This window comes from Flavobacterium tyrosinilyticum, from assembly GCF_023656565.1.
In the GTDB taxonomy this organism is placed as follows: domain Bacteria; phylum Bacteroidota; class Bacteroidia; order Flavobacteriales; family Flavobacteriaceae; genus Flavobacterium; species Flavobacterium tyrosinilyticum.
This window is the reverse complement of sequence record NZ_JAMOKG010000001.1, coordinates 16,795-39,957: the sequence shown is the minus strand read 5'-3', so window position 1 is coordinate 39,957 and position 23,163 is coordinate 16,795. Positions and strand designations below refer to the sequence as shown.

The 23,163-nt window shown below is 32.2% G+C and carries 22 protein-coding genes; 5 read left to right on the top strand and 17 right to left on the bottom strand.

What is annotated here, in order from left to right; genetic code table 11:
* Window positions 1-67 precede the first annotated feature (67 nt).
* Complete coding sequence (locus NCC77_RS00175) at window positions 68-1,471, bottom strand: Kelch repeat-containing protein (RefSeq protein WP_250833866.1); 1,404 nt, start codon at window positions 1,469-1,471, stop codon at window positions 68-70.
* 203 nt (window positions 1,472-1,674) lie between these two features.
* Window positions 1,675-3,054 carry a Kelch repeat-containing protein gene (locus NCC77_RS00170; RefSeq protein WP_250833865.1) on the bottom strand — a complete coding sequence of 460 codons (1,380 nt, stop codon included), beginning with the start codon at window positions 3,052-3,054 and terminating at the stop codon, window positions 1,675-1,677.
* Between the two features lie 240 nt (window positions 3,055-3,294).
* On the opposite strand from NCC77_RS00170, the gene NCC77_RS00165 reads away from it, so the two are divergent.
* On the top strand, window positions 3,295-4,455 hold the full coding sequence (locus NCC77_RS00165; RefSeq protein ID WP_250833864.1) for a C40 family peptidase: 1,161 nt from the start codon (window positions 3,295-3,297) through the stop codon (window positions 4,453-4,455).
* Here the strand turns inward: NCC77_RS00165 and NCC77_RS00160 are convergent.
* The 5 genes from NCC77_RS00160 to NCC77_RS00140 form a co-directional block, all read right to left on the bottom strand.
* The gene (locus tag NCC77_RS00160; protein ID WP_250833863.1) at window positions 4,452-4,841 is read right to left on the bottom strand and encodes a response regulator; all 390 of its coding nucleotides are present in this window, start codon (window positions 4,839-4,841) and stop codon (window positions 4,452-4,454) included. The genes NCC77_RS00165 and NCC77_RS00160 overlap by 4 nt on opposite strands.
* Window positions 4,831-6,255 (bottom strand): sensor histidine kinase, encoded by a 1,425-nt coding sequence (locus NCC77_RS00155; RefSeq protein WP_250833862.1) that lies wholly within the window; start codon window positions 6,253-6,255, stop codon window positions 4,831-4,833. Before NCC77_RS00155 ends, NCC77_RS00160 begins: the two co-directional genes overlap by 11 nt.
* 417 nt (window positions 6,256-6,672) lie before the next feature.
* Window positions 6,673-7,431: a methyltransferase domain-containing protein gene (locus NCC77_RS00150; protein ID WP_250833861.1), complete on the bottom strand. Its 759-nt coding sequence runs from the start codon at window positions 7,429-7,431 to the stop codon at window positions 6,673-6,675.
* 107 nt (window positions 7,432-7,538) lie between these two features.
* Entirely contained in the window at window positions 7,539-7,937 is a 399-nt protein-coding gene (locus tag NCC77_RS00145; protein ID WP_250833860.1) for a DUF5958 family protein, read from the bottom strand.
* 8 nt (window positions 7,938-7,945) lie between these two features.
* A complete protein-coding gene (locus NCC77_RS00140; protein WP_250833859.1) occupies window positions 7,946-9,712 on the bottom strand; it encodes a T9SS type A sorting domain-containing protein in 1,767 nt (588 codons plus the stop codon).
* 235 nt (window positions 9,713-9,947) lie between these two features.
* On the opposite strand from NCC77_RS00140, the gene NCC77_RS00135 reads away from it, so the two are divergent.
* Window positions 9,948-11,357 (top strand): APC family permease, encoded by a 1,410-nt coding sequence (locus tag NCC77_RS00135; protein ID WP_250833858.1) that lies wholly within the window; start codon window positions 9,948-9,950, stop codon window positions 11,355-11,357.
* A gap of 90 nt (window positions 11,358-11,447) precedes the next feature.
* Here the strand turns inward: NCC77_RS00135 and NCC77_RS00130 are convergent, their stop codons facing one another.
* From NCC77_RS00130 to NCC77_RS00105, 6 genes are all read right to left on the bottom strand, one after another.
* Window positions 11,448-11,849 carry an MFS transporter gene (locus NCC77_RS00130; protein ID WP_250833857.1) on the bottom strand — a complete coding sequence of 134 codons (402 nt, stop codon included), beginning with the start codon at window positions 11,847-11,849 and terminating at the stop codon, window positions 11,448-11,450.
* A gap of 158 nt (window positions 11,850-12,007) precedes the next feature.
* Window positions 12,008-12,469 (bottom strand): DUF1810 domain-containing protein, encoded by a 462-nt coding sequence (locus tag NCC77_RS00125; protein WP_250833856.1) that lies wholly within the window; start codon window positions 12,467-12,469, stop codon window positions 12,008-12,010.
* A gap of 161 nt (window positions 12,470-12,630) precedes the next feature.
* Window positions 12,631-13,257 (bottom strand): alpha-ketoglutarate-dependent dioxygenase AlkB family protein, encoded by a 627-nt coding sequence (locus tag NCC77_RS00120; protein WP_250833855.1) that lies wholly within the window; start codon window positions 13,255-13,257, stop codon window positions 12,631-12,633.
* Between the two features lie 38 nt (window positions 13,258-13,295).
* Window positions 13,296-14,678 carry an exonuclease domain-containing protein gene (locus NCC77_RS00115; RefSeq protein WP_250833854.1) on the bottom strand — a complete coding sequence of 461 codons (1,383 nt, stop codon included), beginning with the start codon at window positions 14,676-14,678 and terminating at the stop codon, window positions 13,296-13,298.
* Window positions 14,679-14,716: 38 nt separating this feature from the next.
* Entirely contained in the window at window positions 14,717-15,976 is a 1,260-nt protein-coding gene (locus tag NCC77_RS00110; RefSeq protein WP_250833853.1) for a Y-family DNA polymerase, read from the bottom strand.
* A gap of 97 nt (window positions 15,977-16,073) precedes the next feature.
* A complete protein-coding gene (locus NCC77_RS00105) occupies window positions 16,074-16,529 on the bottom strand; it encodes a LexA family protein (RefSeq protein WP_250833852.1) in 456 nt (151 codons plus the stop codon).
* A gap of 91 nt (window positions 16,530-16,620) precedes the next feature.
* On the opposite strand from NCC77_RS00105, the gene NCC77_RS00100 reads away from it, so the two are divergent.
* From NCC77_RS00100 to NCC77_RS00090, 3 genes are read left to right on the top strand one after another with little or no spacing between them, the layout of a single operon-like run.
* Window positions 16,621-17,394 carry an XRE family transcriptional regulator gene (locus NCC77_RS00100; RefSeq protein ID WP_095928784.1) on the top strand — a complete coding sequence of 258 codons (774 nt, stop codon included), beginning with the start codon at window positions 16,621-16,623 and terminating at the stop codon, window positions 17,392-17,394.
* A gap of 29 nt (window positions 17,395-17,423) precedes the next feature.
* Window positions 17,424-17,951: a hypothetical protein gene (locus tag NCC77_RS00095; RefSeq protein WP_250833851.1), complete on the top strand. Its 528-nt coding sequence runs from the start codon at window positions 17,424-17,426 to the stop codon at window positions 17,949-17,951.
* Window positions 17,952-17,964: 13 nt separating this feature from the next.
* The gene (locus NCC77_RS00090; RefSeq protein WP_250833850.1) at window positions 17,965-18,414 is read left to right on the top strand and encodes a GNAT family N-acetyltransferase; all 450 of its coding nucleotides are present in this window, start codon (window positions 17,965-17,967) and stop codon (window positions 18,412-18,414) included.
* Window positions 18,415-18,423: 9 nt separating this feature from the next.
* Here NCC77_RS00090 and NCC77_RS00085 read toward each other — a convergent pair whose 3' ends face one another.
* The 4 genes from NCC77_RS00085 to NCC77_RS00070 all read right to left on the bottom strand — a co-directional run bounded on the left by NCC77_RS00085 (window position 18,424) and on the right by NCC77_RS00070 (window position 23,087).
* Window positions 18,424-18,945, bottom strand: coding sequence for a 3'-5' exonuclease (locus NCC77_RS00085; protein WP_250833849.1), 522 nt, complete (start codon window positions 18,943-18,945; stop codon window positions 18,424-18,426).
* 76 nt (window positions 18,946-19,021) lie between these two features.
* Window positions 19,022-19,783 carry a phosphatase PAP2 family protein gene (locus tag NCC77_RS00080; protein ID WP_250833848.1) on the bottom strand — a complete coding sequence of 254 codons (762 nt, stop codon included), beginning with the start codon at window positions 19,781-19,783 and terminating at the stop codon, window positions 19,022-19,024.
* A 326-nt stretch (window positions 19,784-20,109) separates the two neighbouring features.
* Complete coding sequence (locus NCC77_RS00075) at window positions 20,110-21,825, bottom strand: ATP-binding protein (RefSeq protein WP_250833847.1); 1,716 nt, start codon at window positions 21,823-21,825, stop codon at window positions 20,110-20,112.
* 137 nt (window positions 21,826-21,962) lie between these two features.
* Window positions 21,963-23,087, bottom strand: a complete 1,125-nt coding sequence (locus NCC77_RS00070) for a sensor protein KdpD (RefSeq protein ID WP_250833846.1) — start codon at window positions 23,085-23,087, stop codon at window positions 21,963-21,965.
* Window positions 23,088-23,163 lie beyond the last annotated feature (76 nt).

Genomic DNA, 23,163 nt, shown 5'->3' with positions numbered 1-23,163 from the left:
TTTTATATAATCCAAAAGCCCTGTGAAAACAGGGCTTTTGTTTTTTTTAAGCAATATGTTGATGAGATTAGTTTTTGTTTGCTAAACTATCTTGTGATAGAACTCTAATTCGGTAAGGTCTTGTGGTCTCAAATTCATCTATAGAAATGCTGTATGTTTTTGATGAAGGAGATGCGTAGTAATTGCTGAAATCGTATCCTCCAATGATATATAATTTGTCATTAATAAAGTGCATTGCAGCACATTTTAGCTCAAGATTAATATAAAATTCTTTAATTAGTTTTGATTTTGTATTGTAAACGAACAGTTTTCCGTCTTCAAACATGTAGATAGTGTCTTCATTGTATGTAACTGCAGGATTTTCGAGTCGGCAAAGTAAAGTTGCTTCCTTTTTCCAGCTTTCATTTGTCAAATCGAAACTCTGAATCTCAGAAAAACTTCTATTGTCGGTATTGCCAATTGTGAAAATTTTGTCCTCAATTAAAACTCCGCTTACTTCTTGGGCTACTGGCATTTTTGCTAACTCATACCAAAGGCCAGAAGTTAAATTGTACAGATGTACTTTATCTGTAAAAATTTTTGCACCTCTTACAGTTGATTTTATTGATCCACCCATAACAATAATGTTGTCCTTGTAGGTGAAGGAAGCAAAGTTTACGGCTTTATGTGGATTTGTTTTGTCAATTGCAATTTGATTTGTGTTAAGGTCAAAAACTTCAATTTCATTATCTAGAAATTCATGTTTTTTATTGCCTAGAGGCCCTCTTTTTCCTCCCAAAACATACAGTGTGTTATTGTAAAAATTTATACTATGGTAAGCTCGTTTTTTTAATTTTTGGTTTGATTTCTCCCATACATCTGTTTTTGGATCATAAATAAGGAGATCTCCCTTGTAAAAAACTTTACCTTGATCGCCTCCAATCTCTTGAAGATATTTGTTTAAAAAAATAGGATCATTAAATCTATTAGGATCACCTCCACCAATGTCTTTTGATTTTATAGTAGTTAAAACATTCCATTGTTCACTATTGTCACCTCCAATAACATAAATTTTACCATTTGCTACTACGGAGCCAAAAGAATAAATACCATACTCCAAAGGTGATAGTTTGGTGAATTCAAGTTTCGATTTTAATTTCGACCACCTATTATCGGTTACAGTTACATTTTTTAAAGTTTCAACATCTTCTTCAAGAGAGATAACATAATTTGATTTTTTCAAATCTGTAATTGCAATTTTTGTTGTGATGTATCCGATATGAGAAACCTGAAGAGTGTCATTTGGATTTATTTTATTATTCAATGAAAATTCTCCTTTTCCATTGGTTAAAGTTCCAATTTTAGTATTTAATGAATAGATATTGGTATTTTCTATCGGTAAGTTTGTCGCTTGAGATTTAACAATTCCACTTACTGTTTGCGCATTTGTAATAAAAGGGATTAAAACGATAATGTACAGTAATTTTTTCACGGTAAATAAGTTTTGTCTTGGATTAAATTCTTCAAAGATGAGCTTCTAAATTATAGTGGCTGATTTGAAGTAAATTTAGTATTAAATTTTTTGAGTTCCAATGAAATGAAATAGACTTTCAGTTAAAATCAAAGTTTATTTCTATTTTTAAAATAAGACATAAAAAAAAGCCCTGTTTTTTTGCAGAGCATTTTTATCATGAGTTAGTTTCTTTGAGCAACATTATTTTGAGACAAAATTCTAATACGGTTTGGTGCGGTAGTGTCAAATTCGTCAATAGAAATGCTGTACACTTTTGATGAAGGAATTTTCATGAACGAACCAAATGAATAGCCTCCAAGAATGTACAATTTGTTGTCTATAAGATGCATGGTGGCATCTCTTAATTGAAGATCAACAAAGTATTCTTTAATTTGTTTTGATTTTGTATTGTAGATTGAAAGCTTCCCATCTTCAAAAAGGTAAATATCATCAACATTGTAAGCAATTGCCGGATTTTCTAAATGAGAAATTAGAGTTGCTTCATTTTTCCAAGTTTCGTTTGTTAAATCAAAACTCTGAATCTCAGATAAGCTTTTGTTGTCATTATTTCCGACAGTAAAAATTTTATCGCCAATCAAAACTCCTTTTACTTCTTTGGCAACAGGCATTTTTTCTAGCTCATACCATAATCCAGAAGTGATGTTGTACATGTGTACTTTGTCTGTAAAAGTTTTTTCTCCTTTTTCAGTCTTTTTTGTAGAGCCGCCCATGACAATAATATTGTCTTTATAGACAAAAGAAGCAAAGTCTGCAGCCATATGAGGATTGGTTTTGTCAATGTTAATCGAGTTTTTATTAATGTCAAAAACTTCAATTTCGTTTTCTAAATATTCAAATCTTTGATTTGTGGACATTCTTTTACCTCCTAAAACATAAAGCGTATTGTTGTAGCAATTTACGTTATGATAAGCTCTTCTCTTGAATTTTGTATTTGATTTCTCCCATACATCTGTTTTAGTATCGTAAATAAGCAAGTCTTCCCTGTAAAATTTTTTGGCTACTTGCATTTGAAGTAATTGTAGATATTTTTTTTGGAAGTTAGGATCGTTGTCATAGCTTATGCTTCTTTCCTTTAAAATCTTTAGTACATTCTCTTCTTCGCTGATGTCACCGCCTATGATGTAAATTTTGCCATTTACGACTGTCGAACCAAAAGAGTAAAGAACATTATTTAAGGATTCGAGACGAATAAAGTCAAGTTTAGATTTTAATTTCGCCTGACGATTAGTGATCTCAATATTATTAAGAGTTTCGATGTCTTCTTTAAGTGAAATGATAAAATTTGACTTTTTAAAATCAGCAATTGCAATTTTTGCTGTTAGGTAGCCAATATGTGATACCTGGAGTGTATCGCTTGCTTTTGCTTTGCTTAATGAAAACTCTCCAATATCATTAGTTATGGTACCTATTTGAGCTCGTAATGCATATATGTTTGCATCTTCGATTGGTAAATTAGTGGTTTCAGACTTAACAATTCCGCTTATTGTTTGCGCATTTGTAATAAAAGGCAATAAAATGACAATGTAGAGTAATTTTTTCACAATCTTAGGTTTTAGTTTGGTTAGAAATTTTTAAAAAGGTTGTTTTTTATAAAAAACTGCTTTTCAAAAAGTTGGCTCAATTTTTATGCCGAGGCTGTTAATTTGAGGTAAAATAATTGTTAAAAATACCGATTTTTTTACTTTAAAAAGTTAAATTCGCTTTTTAGGCAATATATTTGCTTTTTTTGAGTTGAAATAAATGTATAATTTAAAAAAGTGTAAACACTTTAATAAGAGAGTATGATTTATCGGTTAATAATAGTGTTGTTTTTTTTCAGTGTTGGAGCTTTTGCGCAGGATAATTTCATTAAGCATAAGATCTCAAAAGGGGAAAATCTTTCTGTTATTGCTAAAAAATATGGAGTGAAAGTAAAAGATATTGCAGATGCAAATCCAAATGCTCCTAAGGTATTAAAACTAAATTCAACACTTTTAATTCCCAATAAAAATAAAAGTACTGCAAAAATAAAGTCAAAAAATGAAGAAATTGCAGTAAACGATACTCCTCTTAATGCTTCTGGAACTCACGAAGTAGCCTCAAAAGAAACGCTTTGGGGAATTTCTAAAAAATATAATGTTTCTGTTGAGGATCTAAAGAAAGCAAATCCATCTTTGGAAACAGAAGGCTTAAAAATAGGACAGCAAATAAATATTCCTTCCAATAACGTAGCGACGAATAGTAGTTCGCCAAATGAAACTCCAGTTGCTTCAGAAGTAGTTTCAACAGATGTTGAGCTTATAAGAGAAGTTAAGCCTAAAGAAACAAAATACGGAATTTCTAAAGAATATGGTATTACGGTTGCAGAATTAGAACGCCAGAATCCATCAATTAAAGGAAAAGTTCCTGTTGGGTATCTGTTAAAAATTCGCGTTCCAAAAGAAAAAGCAGATGCGATTCAGTCTGCAAAAGCATTACAAGATAATAATTCACAAATAGATACTCCTTCTAATCAAGTAGCTCAAGCTGCTCCAGAAATAAAAAGAGATTCAACTGTTGTAAGGACAGGAGATTATTCTGGATTAATTGATCAGATAATAGCAAGTGCAACTGAAAATATAGGTATTAGATATAGATCAGGCGGAACAACAAAAGCAGGTTTCGACTGTTCGGGATTAATGTTCTGTACTTTTGGTAATTTTGATATTAAACTGCCGAGAAGCTCAATAGAACAATCTCGAATAGGAACAAAAGTTGCTTCAGATGAGGCTCAAAAAGGCGATTTAATTTTCTTTAGAACTAACGGCAGACGTCATATAAATCATGTAGGTATGGTTGTTGAAAATGTTGATGGTGAGATTAAATTCGTACATTCATCAACTCATGGCGGTGTTATGATTTCTTCTACAAAAGAACCATATTACACAAGAGCTTTCTCTCAGGTAAATCGCGTTTTAAATTAAGCTTCTAGAAAAGCATTTTTCAATATTTCTAATCTAAAAGGTTTAGTCCAAAAGGCGGACACATATTTATTCTCTTTGACTTTTTTAATTTCATCGATATCTAAGGTCGAAGAAAGTACAAAAATTTCAGTTCTTTTTTTTAAATCTTCTGGTAATCTGTCAAATTCTTCCAAAAATTCAAAACCATTCATAATAGGCATCTGAATGTCTAAAAGAATAATCAAAGGATTTTGCGGCTGATTCTTTAGTATCCAATTAATTCCTTCTCGTCCATTATTAGCTATGTAGATAGGATTAATGTCAAGTCCTTTTTTAAGTAATTTTTTAGTGACAAATTGATCAATCAAATTGTCTTCTATAATTATAAATTGAGATCTATGTGGCATATGAATTTGGTATTGTTACTATAAATTTACTTCCAACACTGCTTTCTGAAAAAACAGAAATATCTCCTTTAATATTTTCAACTGCTTCCTTGACGATATAAAGGCCTAATCCCGAGCCTTTATTTTTGTTTGTTCCAAAATACATGTCAAAAATATTGGCTTTATGATCATCATGAATTCCAATTCCGTTATCTGTTACTTCAATTTTATTTAATCCTTCGCTCAAATAGGTTCTTATTGTAATAAACATTTCTTGTTTACTGCAATCGGCATATTTTATAGCATTGGATAGTAGGTTGTTGATGATTATTTTTAAACGAAGACCGTCACTTTCAATCTGATCTACTAAAAGTTCTTGCGTGAATTTAATTCTGTTTGCATTCTCAATATGCATTAATTGAAGGATGGCTTCATTGCACAACTCTTTCAGGCTTACGGGCTCCAGGATTATTTCCTTTCTTTTGTTTTTAGAATAATCAATAATGTCACTTATAAACTGATCTTGCCTTTCAAGGCTTTGATGCATCATTTCTAAATAGTTCCGAACCTGTTGTGCGTCGTCCTCCAATGCTGTTATTTCGATAAGGCCTTTTAAAGAAGTAATTGGGGATCTCAAGTCGTGAGAGGCGCTGTAGACAAATCGATCCAATTCGCGATTTACAATAATCAGATTTTCATTTTTCACTTCTGTTTCTTTCTTCGAAACTAGTAGTCTTTTGACCATTATCGAATAATAAAGGCAAACGCTGCAGATTATAACCAGAATAAAAAAGATGTTTGTGATAATTAGTAAATCTTTTATTTTTCGGGTTCCTTCACCAAGCGTATTAGAAAAGTTACGTTGGTTAATAGTTAATTGGTCGCTTATTGAGCTAATTTGCTTTAAGTGTTTTTTCTGATCTGTTGAGGTTAAAATATTATGTTCGATTTTTGCATTAATCTGCTGGCCGATAACAAATAAATCAAAAATTAATTGATCTCCTTCTCCCCATTCTTTTATGGCTTTAGATAAAAAGCTGACATTTTTAAAATTTTCGAATAGCCAGATAAGATCATCTAGATCATCTTCGTGATTTCGGCCAATTAAAAATCCATTGCGAGCAACTTTATTGTCTCCAGCTTTCAAAAGCGTGATTCTTGCAATACCATCTCCTTGGGGCACCTTTAATTCTTCAAGAAACAATTTCCATTGTGTATGGTTTTTGGTGAATAAATAGGTAATTAAATGTCTTGATGCATCTTTTTGTCCTTTCGAATAATGTGATTCCCCGTTTACATAAGCTCTATTGGCAGATAAGATTTTAATTGTAAAAAAATTGATGCAGATTAGCAATGCACACGAAATAAAAACGATTAAAATAAGGATGAAAACATTTGGGAAACGAAAGTTTTTTAAAGCTTGCAGTTTAGACATAATCTTAAAATTAGTAGGTTAATGAAAAAGTGCCTTTTGCGTTTTTTGTCAGTATGAATAAATAATTATTTGGGGGAAATTAATCTATATTATACGTTAAACACTTGTTAAGGTATTTCGCTCTTTGTAAATGCTTTTATAATGATTATCTCAAATATAGTAAAATTTATCTTATGGTTTTAAGAAAAAAAATAGATGCTAAACAAAAATATTTCCATTCTAAATAATTTTATTTAAGTATTTGGTTGTTAATTTGTTGCGTTTTTTTTGAGGGCTTTTTTTATTGGAATATTGGTAAAAAAAGCAACTTTTAAATTTAATTTTGAAGTGAAAAAGGAATTTGCGATGCATTAAAATAAACAAAAAAAATTTTTGTTTTTGTTTAAAGATTAAAGGCTCACTCAGTGAATCGTCTCTTTAAAATTTAGCGTAAATAATCAATCGTCTAAACGCATAGATTGAAGGAACTGAAGGAAAATAAGCATCTATTCTTTTCTTAAATTCTGTTGTTAAAGCGGTAAATTCCTGCTCATTCAATCTTTCTTGATAAGCAGTTAAGGCAGAACCCGAAATGAACTCAAAAAAGTCATCTTTATTAGTAGAAATTATAGGATAAACTTTCTCATACAGAACCAAATCGGTACCGCCATTTTCGAAAAGGATTTTGGCATATTCATCTAAAGTCAATACTGGTGAAGGACGTGTCCAATTTTTAAGATACGATGCAAAGGGCTCTTCCTGCACCAATTGGAAAAGTATTTTATTGAGGATATTTTCATTTTGCTGCGGCATCTGAACAGCTAGCTGTCCGCCTGAATTAATGCACGATATAATTTTTGGGAAAAGCTCGTAATGATTATCAATCCATTGTAATGCGGCGTTTGAAAAAATCAAATCCCATTTGGTTTCATCAGCAATCTGTTCTAAAATGGTTTTATCTTTAAACTCAAGATTTTCTTGTATTGGTGCTTTCGCTAACATTTCAGCAGAATTATCGATACCCAAAACAAACGGATTGGTAAGTTTTTGATATAATTTTTGGGTAAGTTCACCCGTTCCGCACCCCAGGTCTATAACTTTCAGATTGGGTTTGTCAACAATATGACTTGTAAGATCATGAAAAGGTTTAGAACGTTCTTCTTTAAATTCGTTGTATTTTTTTGGATCCCAAGTCATGATGCTGTTTTTATTTAAAATTAATGAAAAATTCTAATGCTTCAAAACCAAGGATAAAAGATTGTTCTGTTGTTTTTCAATTTAAAATTGAAAAACTCATTTAAAAGTTATTCTAATTCATGCCAAAAATGACCACAGCCGTTTTTGCATTCTGTATTTCTTCTTTCTGTATCTGTAATTTTAAAAATCCAAAGTAAAGAAGTTATTACTTTTTTATTTTCATTTTCTGGCAGTGAAGCCAATTTATAGAAAGCAATTTTATTGGAGAAACTTTTTAAGATTATAATTGGCGTGAAAGTTGGTTTTAGTGGAATACTATTTATTGCTCTTTGATACGCTTCTGAATTATAATCTGTTTTGTTTGGAATAGAATTGATAATATAGTTATGTAGAGTATTAAAAAGCTCTTTAAAACTATAATCTTCTTCTAGCAAAATATGCAACCCAAGATGAAAATCTAATTTATCTTGGGCGATCTTATTGATTATTTCTTCTGTCTTGTTCAATATGTTTTCTACTCTTTAATGAATTTATCTCCAATTATAGTATCGTTTTCTGTCACGACTTGAAAATAATAAACTCCTTTTGGAAAACTGCTAATATTGATTTCGTTATTAACCAAATTACTATTTATTAATTTTCCATCTGTAGCATAAACTTTTATTGATTTCAAGTTCTCATTAAAAGTTATTTTTTCTTTTGAAGGATTTGGATAAAAAACAAATTTCAATTTTTGATTGTTAAAATCTTCTATTCCCAATGTATTATTAATAAGACTATAAGCACCAGTTTTTATATTAAAATTGATTTTGTAGGTTCCTGGTGTGTCTATTTTAATAGTTTCAGCTCCCATAGTAGATATTCCAGAAAGAAATGGTGCTGATTCTGATTTGCCCCAATATAAATTATCTGACTTGTCTAAGCGAAATTTAATATCGCCTTGAGATAATACCACATTATCTATAGTGTACAAAATACCATCAGTTGTAGGTAGAACTATATCTGTTGCATTATCTGGAAGACTACTTCCGTTAATTGAAATTTCAGGTTGTTTTAAAAACATTTTCCTAATAAGAGGAAAATTTTTTTCGAATACATTAGGGCTTTTAAGTCCTAATGAAAACAAATAAGAATCTTTTACTAAAGCTAGAGACCAATTTTCAGAGTAGATACTTGGTAAATCATTTTTCCAAAAATCAAGTTTACCTTCTTTAGATACTCTTGTAGTATATAGAAAATTATCGTCATTATTCTCGAAATTGTAACTGCCACAAAAAATTATTTTGTCGTCGGATTGTAGAGCTATGTCTGCAAAAAAGATTGAGCCATATAGCCTATGTCTGAAATAACCAGAATCGCCATAGCTCGTATCTAGACTTCCATCTTTGTTTAATCGTCCTAAAATAGTTGCAGGATTGTTTGTTGTAAATTGTCGATTTAGGAAAATAATTTTCCCATCAGATTGAATTTTAGTAAAAAAAATATCTTTAACATAATTCGGATCGGCTCTATAAAATCCATTAACGCCAAAACCTGTATCGATATGGCCAGTATTGTCAAAACACACAATAATACCTCTTTGACCTTCGTATCCAGATAAAATTATTTTTCCATCATCTTGAAAGTTTATTTGGTCATATTGGTTTCGATATAATGTAATTTCTGAATTTGAAAAAGGAAGATCTCCATTATTAAATGACGAATCTAAGGATCCATCGGATAAATTATAGCGATTAAGAGTTTGATGTTGAGTAATAGGGTTTAATAGGAGAGAGTAAATATAATTTCCATGTATTTGGCCATGAATATCAATTGAACCATTTGTTCCATAACTTGTGTCTAGGGTTCCATTTGACAAATATCTACTTATAAAATAAACAGATGAACCATCTAAATTAGAGCGTGCTCCTCGTATATAAATACGAGAATCATTATCAGAAGATTCAAAATATGTTCTGTATAGTACATAGCTTTTATAAACTAAATCAGATATTTCGAGAAAGCCGTTTGTTCCGAAATCTTTTTTAGGATTGCCATAAAAATCATACTTTCTTATAAATCCAACAAAATGCCCTTCGGTCTTTTCATAACAACCGGCAATAAGTATATCCCCTGTTTTGGGTTGAACCTTAATTGAATAAGGTAAAAGATACATTTTTTCATCAAGAGTTAAGGTTCCAGAATCTCCAAAGCTAGTATCAAGTTCGCCAGCGACAGGTATTTGTGAATGGGAAATAGTAGTAAGTAAAAAGAATAAAAATGTAAAAATTTGTAATTTCATGGGGAATGCTAATTTTAACACATTGTCTAAATGTATAATTCAAAGGTTAGTTAGTTTCGTGATAAATATAAGTCAATATAATGTTCAAAGACAAATAAATTTTAAACAAGAAAAGTCTCTAATTTTTTTACTAAATAGACTAAAAGTTTCCTAATGCAATAAATATCATGAAATCGTTTTCTTTAATTGAAATTTCCAAAAAAAGTATATCTTTAGCCAACCTAAACCAATAAAAATGCAAGAAAACGACCAAGAACATTTTAAAAGAGAACTCGGCCTCTTAGACGGAACCATGCTTGTGGTTGGCTCTATGATCGGATCCGGGATATTTATTGTAAGCGCCGATATAGCCAGACAAGTGGGTTCGGCGGGATGGCTTACCTTGATCTGGCTTTTGTCTGGATTTATTACTGTTGTCGCAGCAGTTAGTTACGGCGAATTGAGTGCGATGTTCCCAAAAGCAGGAGGACAATATGTGTACCTGAAAGAAGCTTATAATAAGCTGATTGCCTTTTTATACGGCTGGAGTTTTTTTGCGGTTATTCAGACTGGAACTATCGCGGCAGTTGGGGTGGCTTTTTCAAAATTTGCAGCTTATTTGTATGAGCCGTTAAGTGATGAAAATATTCTTTACGAATTAGGCGCCTTTAAACTGAATGCAGCGCAACTAGTTTCGATTTTAACCATTATCATTCTGACTTTTATTAATAGTCGTGGAGTGAAAAACGGAAAAATTCTACAAACCGTTTTAACCATAATTAAAATTTTATCGCTTCTTGGTTTAGTTATTTTTGGATTAACGCTTGCCGCCAAAGCTTCTGTTTGGGATGCAAACTGGGCAGACGGATGGAGTACAAAAACATTTGACAAAGAAAGCGGTTCATGGCTTCCAATTAGTGGAACGGCTCTAATTTCTGGAATTTCGGCAGCAATGGTTGGATCATTGTTTTCTAGCGATGCGTGGAACGGTGTGACTTTTATCGCGGGTGAAATTAAAAATCCGAAACGAAATGTTGGTCTTAGCCTGTTTCTAGGAACGTTTATTGTTACTTGTCTTTATGTTGTGACAAATCTGATGTATTTGGCTGTAATTCCGTTTGACGAAATTGCAACAGCAAAGTTTGATCGTGTTGCAGTTGTGGCTTCAGATTATATTTTTGGAAATATTGGAGCTTTGATTATCGCAATTATGATTATGATTTCGACTTTTGCCTGCAACAACGGATTAATTATGGCTGGAGCAAGAGTTTATTATACAATGGCAAAAGATGGTTTATTTTTCAAAAAAGCTGCTGTTTTAAATAGTTCGAGTGTTCCTGCTTGGGCACTTTGGGCGCAATGTGTTTGGGCTTCAGCTTTATGTCTAACAGGGAAATATGGCGATTTATTAGATTTTGTAATTATAATTGTACTGATTTTTTACATTTTGACTATTTACGGAATTTTTATTCTAAGAAAAAAAATGCCAGATGTAGAAAGACCTTATAAAGCTTTTGGATATCCGTTTTTGCCAATGGTGTATATTATTGTAGCATCAGCAATTTGTGTTTCGTTATTAATTACAAAATTTTCAACCTGTGGCTGGGGAGTATTAATTATGCTAACTGGAATTCCAGTTTACTATTTAACAAAACCAAGCGAATAATATTTTCTATTTGAAGTTGAAAAACTACTAAATAAAAAAGCATCTTGATCTATTTCAAGATGCTTTTTTATTTAAGGTATGTGTGGTTTACTAATTGGATAAATCGTTATTAATTTTTTCTTCTGTTGGTCTTAGAAAAAGAAGATAGATAATGAGAAGAATTCCAAATAGTATAAAATCAGGTTTAAGAAATAAAATAATAAAAGCAGCGCCTTCCAAAACTGCCCATCGCATAATTGAAGCTGTTTGATAGATAGGCAATTTGTCTTCAAGTTTTAGCTTTGGGTCAATCTGTTTTAATTGCGCTTTAAATAATATACTACTCAAAACAAAGGCTAGAACAGGAATTGCAAGATATATTATGGAAGCAGAATCAACAGTAGGAACTTGTAGTGTTTCTAGCGAAATATCGCCCACAATAAAATAAGCGATAATGGTTCCTACGCAAATGCCAAGATGGATAATTTGTAAAGCTTTGATTTTTTCGGTCATAATTTGGTTTAGATTTGAGGTTAATTATGCAATTTAAGATTAATTCTTTTTAAATGAATGATTTATGTTTCAGTTTTATTAAACTGCTAAGTTTGCAAACAAAAAAAAGACACTATAATTAGTGTCTTTTAAATGTAAATAATCGTTGAAAACGCTAGTTATATGGTAACTGGTTCATCAACAGATTTTATAGTTGAATTAATAATAGACAAAGTAAGCGGATCGGTTTCTCCAGAGAAGAAAGCGTCCAAAATTTCCTGAAATATCGGATTTGCATTTTCAACCAAAGAAAACAAAGTCATGCATGAACGCAATTTTCGAGCATCTAAATCTCCAAAAATTCCGTCAGCCGATTTCATTTTAAAAGTCACAAGCAACTCTGAAATTTCGATTAAATGTTTTCCCAAAATTGGATGTTCCAAATAATCTGTAGCTTCTTTTAAATCATTAATGGCATAAAGATTTGCAGTATCGCTTTTTCCTAAGCCTTTTATTTGCGGGAAAATAAACCACATCCAGTGTGTTTCTTTTTTCCCTTTACTGATTTCAGAAAGAGCGGTAAGATAAAGTTTGTTCTGTGCGTCTAAGAAACGCGCTAAATCATTGTTCGAATAAGCCATTACGGTATTGTATTTTAAAAAAGGTTGCAAAAATAGTAAAAAAGATAGGTTTTGCCTAGTAAAAGGTTCATATAGTGCATGTTTTAACTTTTTAAAGAAGGAATATCTTACGTTGTTTGGAGTAAAAATTGCTTCTTTTTAAAGATTCAATGCTATAAAAATCAAAGATTTCGATTAGTTCTTCTAAAGGTAAGATTGATCCTTGGTAAAACATCTCGAGCCGTTTTTGGAACTTGATGTTGCCAAAAACTATTAGTAGTTCCAGCCATCAACAAAAAGGATCCATGATGCAGCGGAATCTCAATTGGCGGAATTTCTTTTCTGAATTTATGGCGAAGTTTAAACATTCTCGTTTCTCCAAAAGTAACGGAAGCAATAATAGGATTTGGACCTGTATTATGTTCTTTGTCGCTATGCCAACCTACGCCATCATTTCCGTCTCGGTATAAATTCAATAATACAGTATTAAAATCAAGCTGTGTTTCTTTTTCTACACGGCCTCTAATTTTTAACAATTCATAAGTCCAATCTGGTCCGTTTGGATCTGCCCCAGGATTATCTTTATCTTCATACCAAGAAATCATTCGCGGAACGGTATAAGTTTTATCGTAAATTTCCATTTCATACTCTCTCCATTTGGTTTTGCGAAGTATTCTCTCGTAAAAAGCATCAGATTCTTCTTTGGTAAAAAAGTTATCGATTAAAATTAATTCAGAATCTGGAATGTCAAATATTTTTTTTCCTCCCAAACCTGTAGTAAATAATTCGGTGTCGCTAAATAGTGTCATAATTCAGATTTTAGTTTTACAGCTCTATTTTTATTGGTTTAGGAAATGAAAAGTTGTTTGTTAAAGAATATTTTTCTCGGATGTTTTTCTGCGTAAGCAAAAATTAACTGTTCAATATATTGATTGCTTTTATAAGGCGTAACATAATTTTTTACTTCATCAGAATCGTTGATGGCAACATCTCTCGGAATGTAGCCCATTCCATGAAAATGACCATTTTCGATCCAAATACAGCTTCTTTCGTCTGTAGAACGTCCTTTATCTATAATGGCAAAACTTGGTCTGTTATTCAATAAAAATTCAATAGCATTGTCGACTTGTTGGTTATGAAATGAAACGTCTGGCAAATCTTTTGTATCATTGTTTTGGAAAAATTCGCCTTCTTCTGGTCTTGTATATTTGCAAAAACGATGATCGATTTCAAAATGCTCGGCTAGAGTTCGCAATAAATTAATGCCATCGTATTGGCTATTAAACTCATGAATACAAGTCTGAAATTTACTCAATTTACCAACTGCCAAATATTTATAGCCGTTTCGAGCTTCGTATTGATAAATGCCATATTTGGCTTCAAAACGTTTTAAGGCTCTGTTATAAGTGGGCCAAAGTTTTTTGATTTCAGTACATTCTAAAAGAAGCGCCATTAGTTCGGTCGCGCAGACTTCAAAAGAAATTCCGTGAATGTCTCTTAAAAAATGTTGTCTTTGCGGTTTGATATTATTTCCTGTAAAATGAGAAGTGACACGCTTTTTTAAGTTGATTGCTTTTCCAACATAAATCACTTTTTTTGCCTGATTATAAAAATAATAGACTCCTGGTTTGTCAGGTAAATTATTAAAATCTTCTTGTGGTAAATTGGGCGGCAAGCGCTGATCTTGCGCTGTTTTCTTGATCATTTTATCAATCTCTCCAGCATCGTCCCATTCCAATAAAAGCGAAAATAAAAGAGCAGTCGCATCGGCATCTCCGCCGGCACGGTGTCTGTTTTCTAAAGATATATTTAAAGAATTGCACAGATTTCCTAAACTATAAGAACCCAGTCCAGGTTTGATTTTTCGAGCTGCACGAACTGTACAAAGCTTTTTTGCCGACCATTTAAAACCAGCTTGCTCCAGTTGATGATGAACGAATGAATAATCAAAGTTCACGTTGTGCGCAACAAAAACACGATCAGTTAGCATTTCCAAAACTTTCTCTGAAATAGCATCAAAAATGGGCGCATTGGCTACCATTTCGTTGTTAATTCCTGTCAATCCAAAAATAGAAGGAGGTATGTCCTGTTCAGGATTTACAAGTGTTTCGTAACGATCCAATACATTTGTACCGTCATGAATAATAATGGCAATTTCTGTAATACGGCTTCCACTGGCATTTCCGCCTGTGGTTTCGATATCGACTATAGCATATTCCGTGTTTTTCATCTTTATATAACGTAAAATGTTCTTTTTCTGTTGTTTGATTAAACTTTAACTGTAATAACATCTTTAAGGAGAGTAGAAAATTTAGGGGATAATCTATTTTGTTTCATTTTCCATTGTCGTCCTAAAGATTGCACGCCGAATTTAATTTTATTGTTGCCATAACTCCGATTCATTTCATCAATTACCTTCATTAAAGGTTGATGTTTAGGGTTTGAAGTGTTGAATAAATTCAGCTGTGTTTCGCTATTTGGTGTTAAACCCATTACAATTACACCTGCTTTTTTATAGCGATAGCCCTTTTTAAAAATAGCTTTAAATCCTTTTTGAGCAACCGTATTAAGTTCTATTGTAGAATTGGTTGGAAAATCTGTTGTGATTGTAATGCTTCTTGAATAATGAGATTCTTCGTTTTTTATAAAACTAGTCTGTATAAAAACAGTTACCATATTGCAATGACAATTCTGTCTTCTTAATTTCTCGGCACAAGAAGCTGTAAATGTGCTGATTCGCTCTGATATTTCTTCATAAGTAGTATATCTTTTTTCGAAAGATCTTGTTGTGGCAATCATTTTTCGGTCTGACGCTTCCTCTAATTCTAAAGTTGGTTTCCCTTCTAATTCATGTTTTAAACGAAGCCCAACTACAGACATTTCTTTTCTTACCCAAGCATCAGGAAGTTGGGTAAATTCATAAGCTGTGTTAATTTTTTTTGCTTTAAGTCTTTTAGCAAGTTTTCTCCCAATTCCCCAAACATCTTCAATTTTAGTCCATTTTAGGGCTTTGATTCTTTTTTCTTCAGAATCAATGGAATAAACATTCTGTGTGCGATCGGCAAATTTTCGAGCAATTTTATTCGCCATTTTGGCTAACGCTTTGGTGGGCGCAAAACCTACACTTACGGGAATACCTGTTCCTTGTGTGACCTCTTTACGCATTTTTAAGCCAAGTGTGTTCAGATCAAATAAATCGTAACCCGAAAACTTTAGAAAAGCTTCGTCAATACTGTAAATTTCAATTTCATGCGTGTAAGTTCGAAGCAAATTCATTACCCGATTGCTCATATCTCCATAGAGCGGATAATTTGAAGAATAAACAAAAATGTTCTTTTCCTTAAAAATAGATTCGTATTTAAAAGCAGGAATTGCCATTGGTATACCTAAAGCTTTAGCTTCATCAGAACGCGAAATAACACAGCCGTCATTATTGGAGAGAATAACAATAGGTTTTCCTCTTAAATGCGGTTCAAATACTCTTTGGCAAGAAGCATAAAAATTATTACAATCGACTAAAGCAAACATTTCTAAATGTGTTTTTGTTCTATTTTGTCCGTCTGAGCGAAGTCGAAGACCATTTATGCTATAAAGCGCTTCGACTTCGCTCAGCGTGACATTAAATTCAAAAAGTTTTGATACTATGAGTTACAATTCCCCAGATTAGAAAATTATTTTCAGGAGTTACTTTTATAGGCTGATAATCTTCATTTTCGGCAATAAGCCAGATAATCTCTTTTTCTATTCTGATGCGTTTTACAGTAAATTCCCCATCGATTTGACAAACAGCAATTTTATTATTCTGCGGTTCAAGGCTTTTATCAATAATCAATAAGTCACCGTCATTGATGCCTACATTTTTCATAGAATGTCCTTTTACTCTGGCAAAATAAGTGGTGTATTTATGTTTGATGAATTCTTTGTTGAGATCAATAGATAATTCAATAAAGTCATCAGCAGGCGAAGGAAAACCAGCGCTGATACCAACGTCAAAAAAAGGCAGTTTTACTTCCGTACTTATGTCTGGAAAGTATAGTTCAATTGATTTAGTGGTATTTATATTGTTTAATTTCGTAATCACTTCAAAAAAATAATTCTTTGTATAAAGCAAAATTAGTACAGATTAGAACATTTTACGTATATTTGCTGTTCCAAATTATAACAAATTTATTATGTCCTTATTTTCAGACAACATCAGAGCGTTAAGGGTTAAGCATAAAATATCACAGGAGAAATTAGCTGAAAACCTTAGTATTACAAGAGGAAGATACGTGAAATACGAAGACGGAACTTCGGAAGCACCGTATGATATTCTAAAGAAGATTGCATTATATTTTCACATGAGTATTGACTTGATATTATCGGTCGATATCCGTAAAATTGATGTGCAAAATTTGATAAAACTGGAAGGCAATCGACTTATTTTGCCCATTCAAGTGGATAGTTTTGGAGAAAATTTTATTGAAATTGTATCTCAAAAAGCAAAAGCAGGATATTTGAACGGATATGCTGATCCTGAATATATTGAAAGTTTACAGCAAATTACACTTCCGTTTTTAGGACCTGGAAAACATCGCGGATTTCCCGTTGAAGGCGATTCAATGCCTCCACACGAAGACGGTTCTATCATTATTGGTCGTTATGTAGAAAAACTAGGAGAGGTGATGGATGGCAAAACCTATATTCTGATTACTAAAAATGAAGGAATGGTGTATAAGCGTCTGAATAAAAACAAAAAGAACTCTTTGGTTTTAGAATCTGATAACAGTTTTTATCCGAATTATGAAGTGAAAGCTTCTGATATTTTGGAGATTTGGGAATATGAATGTAATATTGGCCGTTCGGATAAAAAACAAGAAATGACAGAAACCGGAGCAATGAAAGATTTGCTTTTAGAATTGAAACGTGAAGTTCGAGAGATTAAGAATAATACTTCGAATACCTAGAGGTTCATTAACTATAGAAATTAAGAGTAATGATATTTATTGTTTATACAGGCACAGTGAGTTTTATAACAAGAACAGAATTAACACTTGCAGAATGGGATAAACGATTTCACAAGTTTCTAAGAGTTATTGGTTTTATTAGTGATGAAGAATTTCTGGACGAACTCCGATTTTTATATCGTGTTGACGATAAGACTGTTGAAGAGATTAATGAAATAATCAGTAAAAAGAGTTTTATCAGTATTCGAATTACAAACAAAGCTTTTGAAGGTTTTAGATATGCTGAAAATTATTTAGATTTTACAGCTATAGAAGGACAGATTTTGTATTTTGAAGATTGGAATTTTATATTTCGAGTGTTTAATGAAGAATATTTTCTGTGGTGCTTTTTAGGCGGAATAGCAGATGTTCAAAGAGAAATTAAATTAAGCGAAGAGGATATCAAAAGATATAAAGAAATTGGTTTAGCACAAATAGATTATTTGATTGATAATTTACAGAAAATGGATTCAATCGAATATGAAAAAGCAATTGTCGAAAATAGAAAATTACTTTAGACCGATATTTTAAATGAACATCCAAAAAACCAAAATCGAAGATCATATCCGTTTAACGGAAATCACCAAAAAGTCAAAAGCGTATTGGGGATATTCGGATGAGCAAATGGAGAAATGGAGTAAAAGTCTAACGATCACGATAGATTATATCGAAACAAATCCTGCTTTTAATTTGGTTGATGAGAATCAGATTGTTGGTTATTATTCATATTTAAGATTAGAAAGTAATCAGGTAAAATTGGATAACTTATTTATTTTACCTGAATATATAGGAAAAGGATTTGGTTCTTTTCTAATGAATGATTTTTTGGAAAGAATGCGAAATGAAAAATGCCAGAAAATCATTTTAGATTCAGAACCAAATGCCGAACAATTTTACCAGAAAATCGGATTTACAAAAATCGGTGAATTTGAAACTTCAATAAAAAATAGATTTATGCCGATTATGGAAATGAATCTTTAATTCTGGAGTTTATTTTAAATCAATTTTCAGTTGCATTTCATTTTTCATATGCAATAATGCTTCAGCATTTCCCATGGCATCATCAACGGGATTATGCGTATGTTCTGTTTTTCGAAGATGTTTCCATTGAGCGAAAGTATCATTTGCTAAACCACAGTATAAATCACCTATTCTTCTTGATGAATATCCAAAAGGATTTCTATTCAAAAAATGATGAAAATACCAGCAAATGAACATCCAGTCAAAACCATTATTATCGCTAATAAATATTGGTCTTCCTTTTGAATTTTCTTTTATCCATTCTTCAAAATTTAGCATTACCTCTTCTGGATCATCAAATTCTAAAGTTGTTTCTCTGTCGAAACCTGAAATTGCTAAAGCTTGCGGATCAAACTTATCGGAAATAGGTTTTAATTTTCCATAAAAAGTTTTATCTAACTTTTCATTTACAAGCACAGCACCAAAGCATATCATGGAATAATCTCCAGGAATTGGTCCGTCTGATTCTATGTCTACAACTATATAACTCATTTAATTTTTGATTTGTTTTTCTAACAAACTTAAAATATTAAATAAAGAATAATAGCATTTTATGACAAATTATAAATTAAAAAACCTTAGCAAATCCTAAACCATATTGCTGTCCATTATAAAAGGGCATTATCATAGAAGTAGATTTATTTTCGGCTGATGATTTGAACAATTTTTTAGTGATATACGGATTAATCCAATAGGCAATTTTCGTACTCAAAATCCCGATTCCAGCTCCAGCAGCGACATCGGTCAGCCAATGACGGTTATTGTAAATTCTGAAAAGGCCAGTTCCTGTTGCAACGGCGTAACCTGCAATTCCGTACCAAATTGATTTGTCTTTATATTCTTGATATAAAAATTCGGCACCCATAAATGCAGTAGCAGTATGTCCGGAAGGGAAGGAGTTGTTTGAACTTCCGTCGGGCCTTTCTACATGTGAAATTGATTTTAAACCTAAAACCGTTGTAGCCATAATTGCATACGAAGTCACCAATATCACAGAGCGGTCACGCATATTGTTTTTGCCTTTTACGCCAAAAGCATTCAATGCATAAACCGATGCAGCAGGCGCATATTGAGAAAAATCATCAATTGTAACTTTCTCGTCAATGTCTTCAGTAACTTCTTTTTTGATTTGCGAATTGAAGCTTAACAGCTGATCGCTTTCAAGTCCAATAACACCATACCCAATTAATACACCAGGAATAATCAATTGTTTGTAATTGAATTTTAGCTGATGCGAAGTACTGTCAATTTTTGTAATCGAATCATTTTGCTGTGCATTTACAGAAAATAATCCGAATAGAAATAGTAGGGAAATCGTTTTGTGGAACATTTTCTTAGTCGTTATATTGTACAAAATTAACGAATGTTCGACGCAGGTATTTTGGGCTTAATTGAACCTTAAGGGAATATTAATTTGTTGGTTTTAAATGAGGTAATTGAATTAAGATTGGCTTATTTTTTATTATTCTGAGTGTCACCCTGAGCGAAGTCGAAGGGCTTTACAGTACAAAAGGTCTTCTACTTCGCTCAGACTGACAGATGCAATAAATTGATACAAATAATTAAATTTAGACAAAGCCATTAAAAATCCTTTTAATCTGTGCAATCTGTGGCTTAAAAAAACTTTGCGACTTAGTGTCTTTGTGGCAAAAAAATCTAAACTTTCAACGAAAACCAAAATGTGCTTCCCAATCCTAAATTACTCTCGACCCCAACACTTCCGTTTTGGGCTTCAATAAATTCTTTGCTAATGGCTAATCCCAATCCTGTTCCAGATTTTTGACTTCCCGGAACTTGAAAATATTTATCAAAAACCCTGTCTTTATATCTTGCATCAATTCCTTTTCCTGTATCAATAACCTGAAAAAACATTTGATTATTTTCTTCTTTTAATTTAATAAGAATTGTGCTTTTTTCAGACGAATATCTAATGGCATTCGATAAATAATTAATTAAAACCCAGCCTGTTTTTTCAGCATCTGCTTTTACGTTTTTGAGATTTTCATTGGCATCAACAACTAACAGAATCTGTTTTTGATCTGCTTGAACTTTTACAGCTTCTACGGCATATTTCACAATTTCCTGTGGATTGCTTTTTCCAATATTCAGCTGAATATTTCCAGTTTCCAATTGTGATAAATTCAGTAATTCACCTGTAATTTTCAACAAACGCTGACTGTCATCTTTTATACTTTCAACCAATTGTTTTTGGTCGTCGTTCATATTGCCCGTTTTAGCATTTTCAAGCAATTGAAGACTTAATTTTATAGAAGCAATTGGTGTTTTTAATTCATGCGAAACGGTGGCAATAAAATTCGTTTTAGCAAAATCCAATTCTTTAAAAAGCGTAATATTTCGAAGAATAATGACATCGCCAATATTAATTTCTTTTTCTTCACCAGTTGGCGTTATTGTGATATTGTGAATCTCTTTTTCGAAATAACTTTCTTTTCCGTGAGCAAAAATTTTGAGAGCCTGTTTTTTAGGAGTTTCAGTTTCTTTCAGAATCAAAGAACGAATTAAATCATTGGAAACGGCTAATTTAGATGCAGGTTTTCCAATAATATCTTCCGATTTTAGACCGATAATTTTCAGCGCTTCATCATTCACAAACAAAACAATTCCTTCGTTATCCAAACCAATAATAGGATCATTCATATTATTGATCAGCGTTTCCAGTCGTTTCTTCTCAAAAAGAAGTTTATAAACATTACTATCATGATATTCTTCCAGCTTTTGCGCCATGGTATTGAATGATTTCGCAAGATCTCCAAATTCGCTGTGACTCGTAAAATGAACACGTTCTGAATAGTTTTTATTGGCAATTTCCTTAATACTCTGCGTTAATTCTCTAATCGGATTGGCAATATTATTGGGTAGATTAACCAATAAATTAAAAGCAATCAGAAAGCATAAAGTTCCCACAATGGCAATCGACAAATTAGCCGTTTCAGCCGAATGTTTAGCGATATCGCTTTTCTGTTTTATGGCGTCCAGATTCAGTTTCATAATCGCAAAAATATCCTGACGAATCTGAGCTTTTACAGATTCATCAGCATTGTTTTTGTCTAAAAGAGCAAAACTCGCTTTCAGTTTTTCAGTGGCTTGTTTTTCGCCTGGTTCTGTAATATTTTGAGTCTGCTTTTCGAGATTTTCCTCAAAATTCTGAATCGTCTCTTTTGAACCCGATTTGATTCCGTCTAAAGCAAAAATCATATTTCGGGAATATTCCAAAGTATTATAATTGGATTTCAGAATATTCTCGGTGTCTTGCTTAATCAAAAAAACAGAATAAGCACTCACTAACGAGAGAATGATGATCATTAAAAATAACAATCCAACACCCAGATTCAATTTGGTTTTAATTCTCATGACGTTTATTTAAAAACAAGTTTTTTTATTTGAACCATTAAGATATTAAGGAAATTAAGCTTTTGAACTTAATGAAACTTACAAAGAGAAAATTAAGTATAGCCTTTATTTTCTTAATATCTTAATGGTTAGAAAAATTACGACAGTATTACAAGATCAACATTTGATAACGACAGCTTGTTTAGCAAACGTCTGAAAATTGTTGTAGACAAAATTACTTTAAATAAATTCAAATGCGGTTTTCCGATGCACACAGTTGTAATTTGTTTTTCTTCTACGGTTGTCAAAATTGCATTGGCAATATTCGAATTTTCGAGTTTAATAACTTCGGCTCCTAATTGCACGGCAAGTTTAAAGTTATTAATTAAATGTCTTTGTTTATCAAGTGCAATTCTTGTACTGCTTTCCTGCGGAGTTTCGACATACAAAACATACCAGCTTCCGTTATAATAGCTTGCCAAGCGAGCTGCTTTTCTAATTACAATTTTGGCCGTTTTATCATTACTGCTAATACAGGCCAAAAGTTTCTCATGTCGTAAAGCATGCAGATTCGGTACTTCGCTTTCTACTTTTCGAACCACTTGACTTGCTACTTCTTTCAAAGCCAATTCACGCAATTGCAGAATCTGTTCCGATTTAAAAAAGTTCGTTAAAGCCGTCGGAATTTTATCTGCCGTATAAATTTTACCTTCCTTTAAACGTGCAATCAAATCTTCCGAAGTCAAATCGATATTCACGACCTCATCGGCCAGACGCAAAACATTATCAGGAATTCTTTCTTGAACATCAATATTCGTAATTCGTTTTACGTCTTCGTTTAAACTTTCAATATGCTGAATATTAACGGCCGAAATGACATTTATTCCAGCTTCCAGAATTTCCAAAACATCCTGCCAGCGTTTTTCGTTTTTGCTTCCCTCAACATTTGTGTGTGCTAATTCATCAACAATAACCACTTCTGGACGAAGATTGATAATCGCCTGAACATCCAATTCTTCTAATTCTTTTCCTTTATAGAAAATGGTCCGTCTCGGAATAATCGGAAGACCGGCAAGTAATTCATGCGTTTCCTTCCGCATGTGTGTTTCAATGTAGCCAATTTTTACATCGATTCCGTTTTTCAATAACGAATGCGCTTCCTGAAGCATACGAAAAGTCTTTCCCACACCGGCACTCATTCCAATGTAGATTTTAAACTTTCCCTTTCGTGATTTCTGAATTAAATCTAGAAAGTGCTGAGCGTTATTATTTTCGTTTTCCATATTTTTTGGTTTAACCATTAAGAGATTAAGGAAGTTAAGCTTTTCTTAGTCTACAGAACATTAAGCTTAATGTTCT

What these genes read in the sequence shown, in the direction of transcription:
- NCC77_RS00165 (WP_250833864.1), top strand. Translation starts at nt 3,295, where the DNA reads ATGATTTATCGGTTAATAATAGTGTTGTTTTTTTTCAGTGTTGGAGCT.
- NCC77_RS00160 (WP_250833863.1), bottom strand. Translation starts at nt 4,841, where the DNA reads ATGCCACATAGATCTCAATTTATAATTATAGAAGACAATTTGATTGAT.
- NCC77_RS00155 (WP_250833862.1), bottom strand. Translation starts at nt 6,255, where the DNA reads ATGTCTAAACTGCAAGCTTTAAAAAACTTTCGTTTCCCAAATGTTTTC.
- NCC77_RS00150 (WP_250833861.1), bottom strand. Translation starts at nt 7,431, where the DNA reads ATGACTTGGGATCCAAAAAAATACAACGAATTTAAAGAAGAACGTTCT.
- NCC77_RS00140 (WP_250833859.1), bottom strand. Translation starts at nt 9,712, where the DNA reads ATGAAATTACAAATTTTTACATTTTTATTCTTTTTACTTACTACTATT.
- NCC77_RS00135 (WP_250833858.1), top strand. Translation starts at nt 9,948, where the DNA reads ATGCAAGAAAACGACCAAGAACATTTTAAAAGAGAACTCGGCCTCTTA.
- NCC77_RS00130 (WP_250833857.1), bottom strand. Translation starts at nt 11,849, where the DNA reads ATGACCGAAAAAATCAAAGCTTTACAAATTATCCATCTTGGCATTTGC.
- NCC77_RS00125 (WP_250833856.1), bottom strand. Translation starts at nt 12,469, where the DNA reads ATGGCTTATTCGAACAATGATTTAGCGCGTTTCTTAGACGCACAGAAC.
- NCC77_RS00120 (WP_250833855.1), bottom strand. Translation starts at nt 13,257, where the DNA reads ATGACACTATTTAGCGACACCGAATTATTTACTACAGGTTTGGGAGGA.
- NCC77_RS00115 (WP_250833854.1), bottom strand. Translation starts at nt 14,678, where the DNA reads ATGAAAAACACGGAATATGCTATAGTCGATATCGAAACCACAGGCGGA.
- NCC77_RS00110 (WP_250833853.1), bottom strand. Translation starts at nt 15,976, where the DNA reads ATGTTTGCTTTAGTCGATTGTAATAATTTTTATGCTTCTTGCCAAAGA.
- NCC77_RS00100 (WP_095928784.1), top strand. Translation starts at nt 16,621, where the DNA reads ATGTCCTTATTTTCAGACAACATCAGAGCGTTAAGGGTTAAGCATAAA.
- NCC77_RS00095 (WP_250833851.1), top strand. Translation starts at nt 17,424, where the DNA reads ATGATATTTATTGTTTATACAGGCACAGTGAGTTTTATAACAAGAACA.
- NCC77_RS00090 (WP_250833850.1), top strand. Translation starts at nt 17,965, where the DNA reads ATGAACATCCAAAAAACCAAAATCGAAGATCATATCCGTTTAACGGAA.
- NCC77_RS00085 (WP_250833849.1), bottom strand. Translation starts at nt 18,945, where the DNA reads ATGAGTTATATAGTTGTAGACATAGAATCAGACGGACCAATTCCTGGA.
- NCC77_RS00080 (WP_250833848.1), bottom strand. Translation starts at nt 19,783, where the DNA reads ATGTTCCACAAAACGATTTCCCTACTATTTCTATTCGGATTATTTTCT.
- NCC77_RS00075 (WP_250833847.1), bottom strand. Translation starts at nt 21,825, where the DNA reads ATGAGAATTAAAACCAAATTGAATCTGGGTGTTGGATTGTTATTTTTA.
- NCC77_RS00070 (WP_250833846.1), bottom strand. Translation starts at nt 23,087, where the DNA reads ATGGAAAACGAAAATAATAACGCTCAGCACTTTCTAGATTTAATTCAG.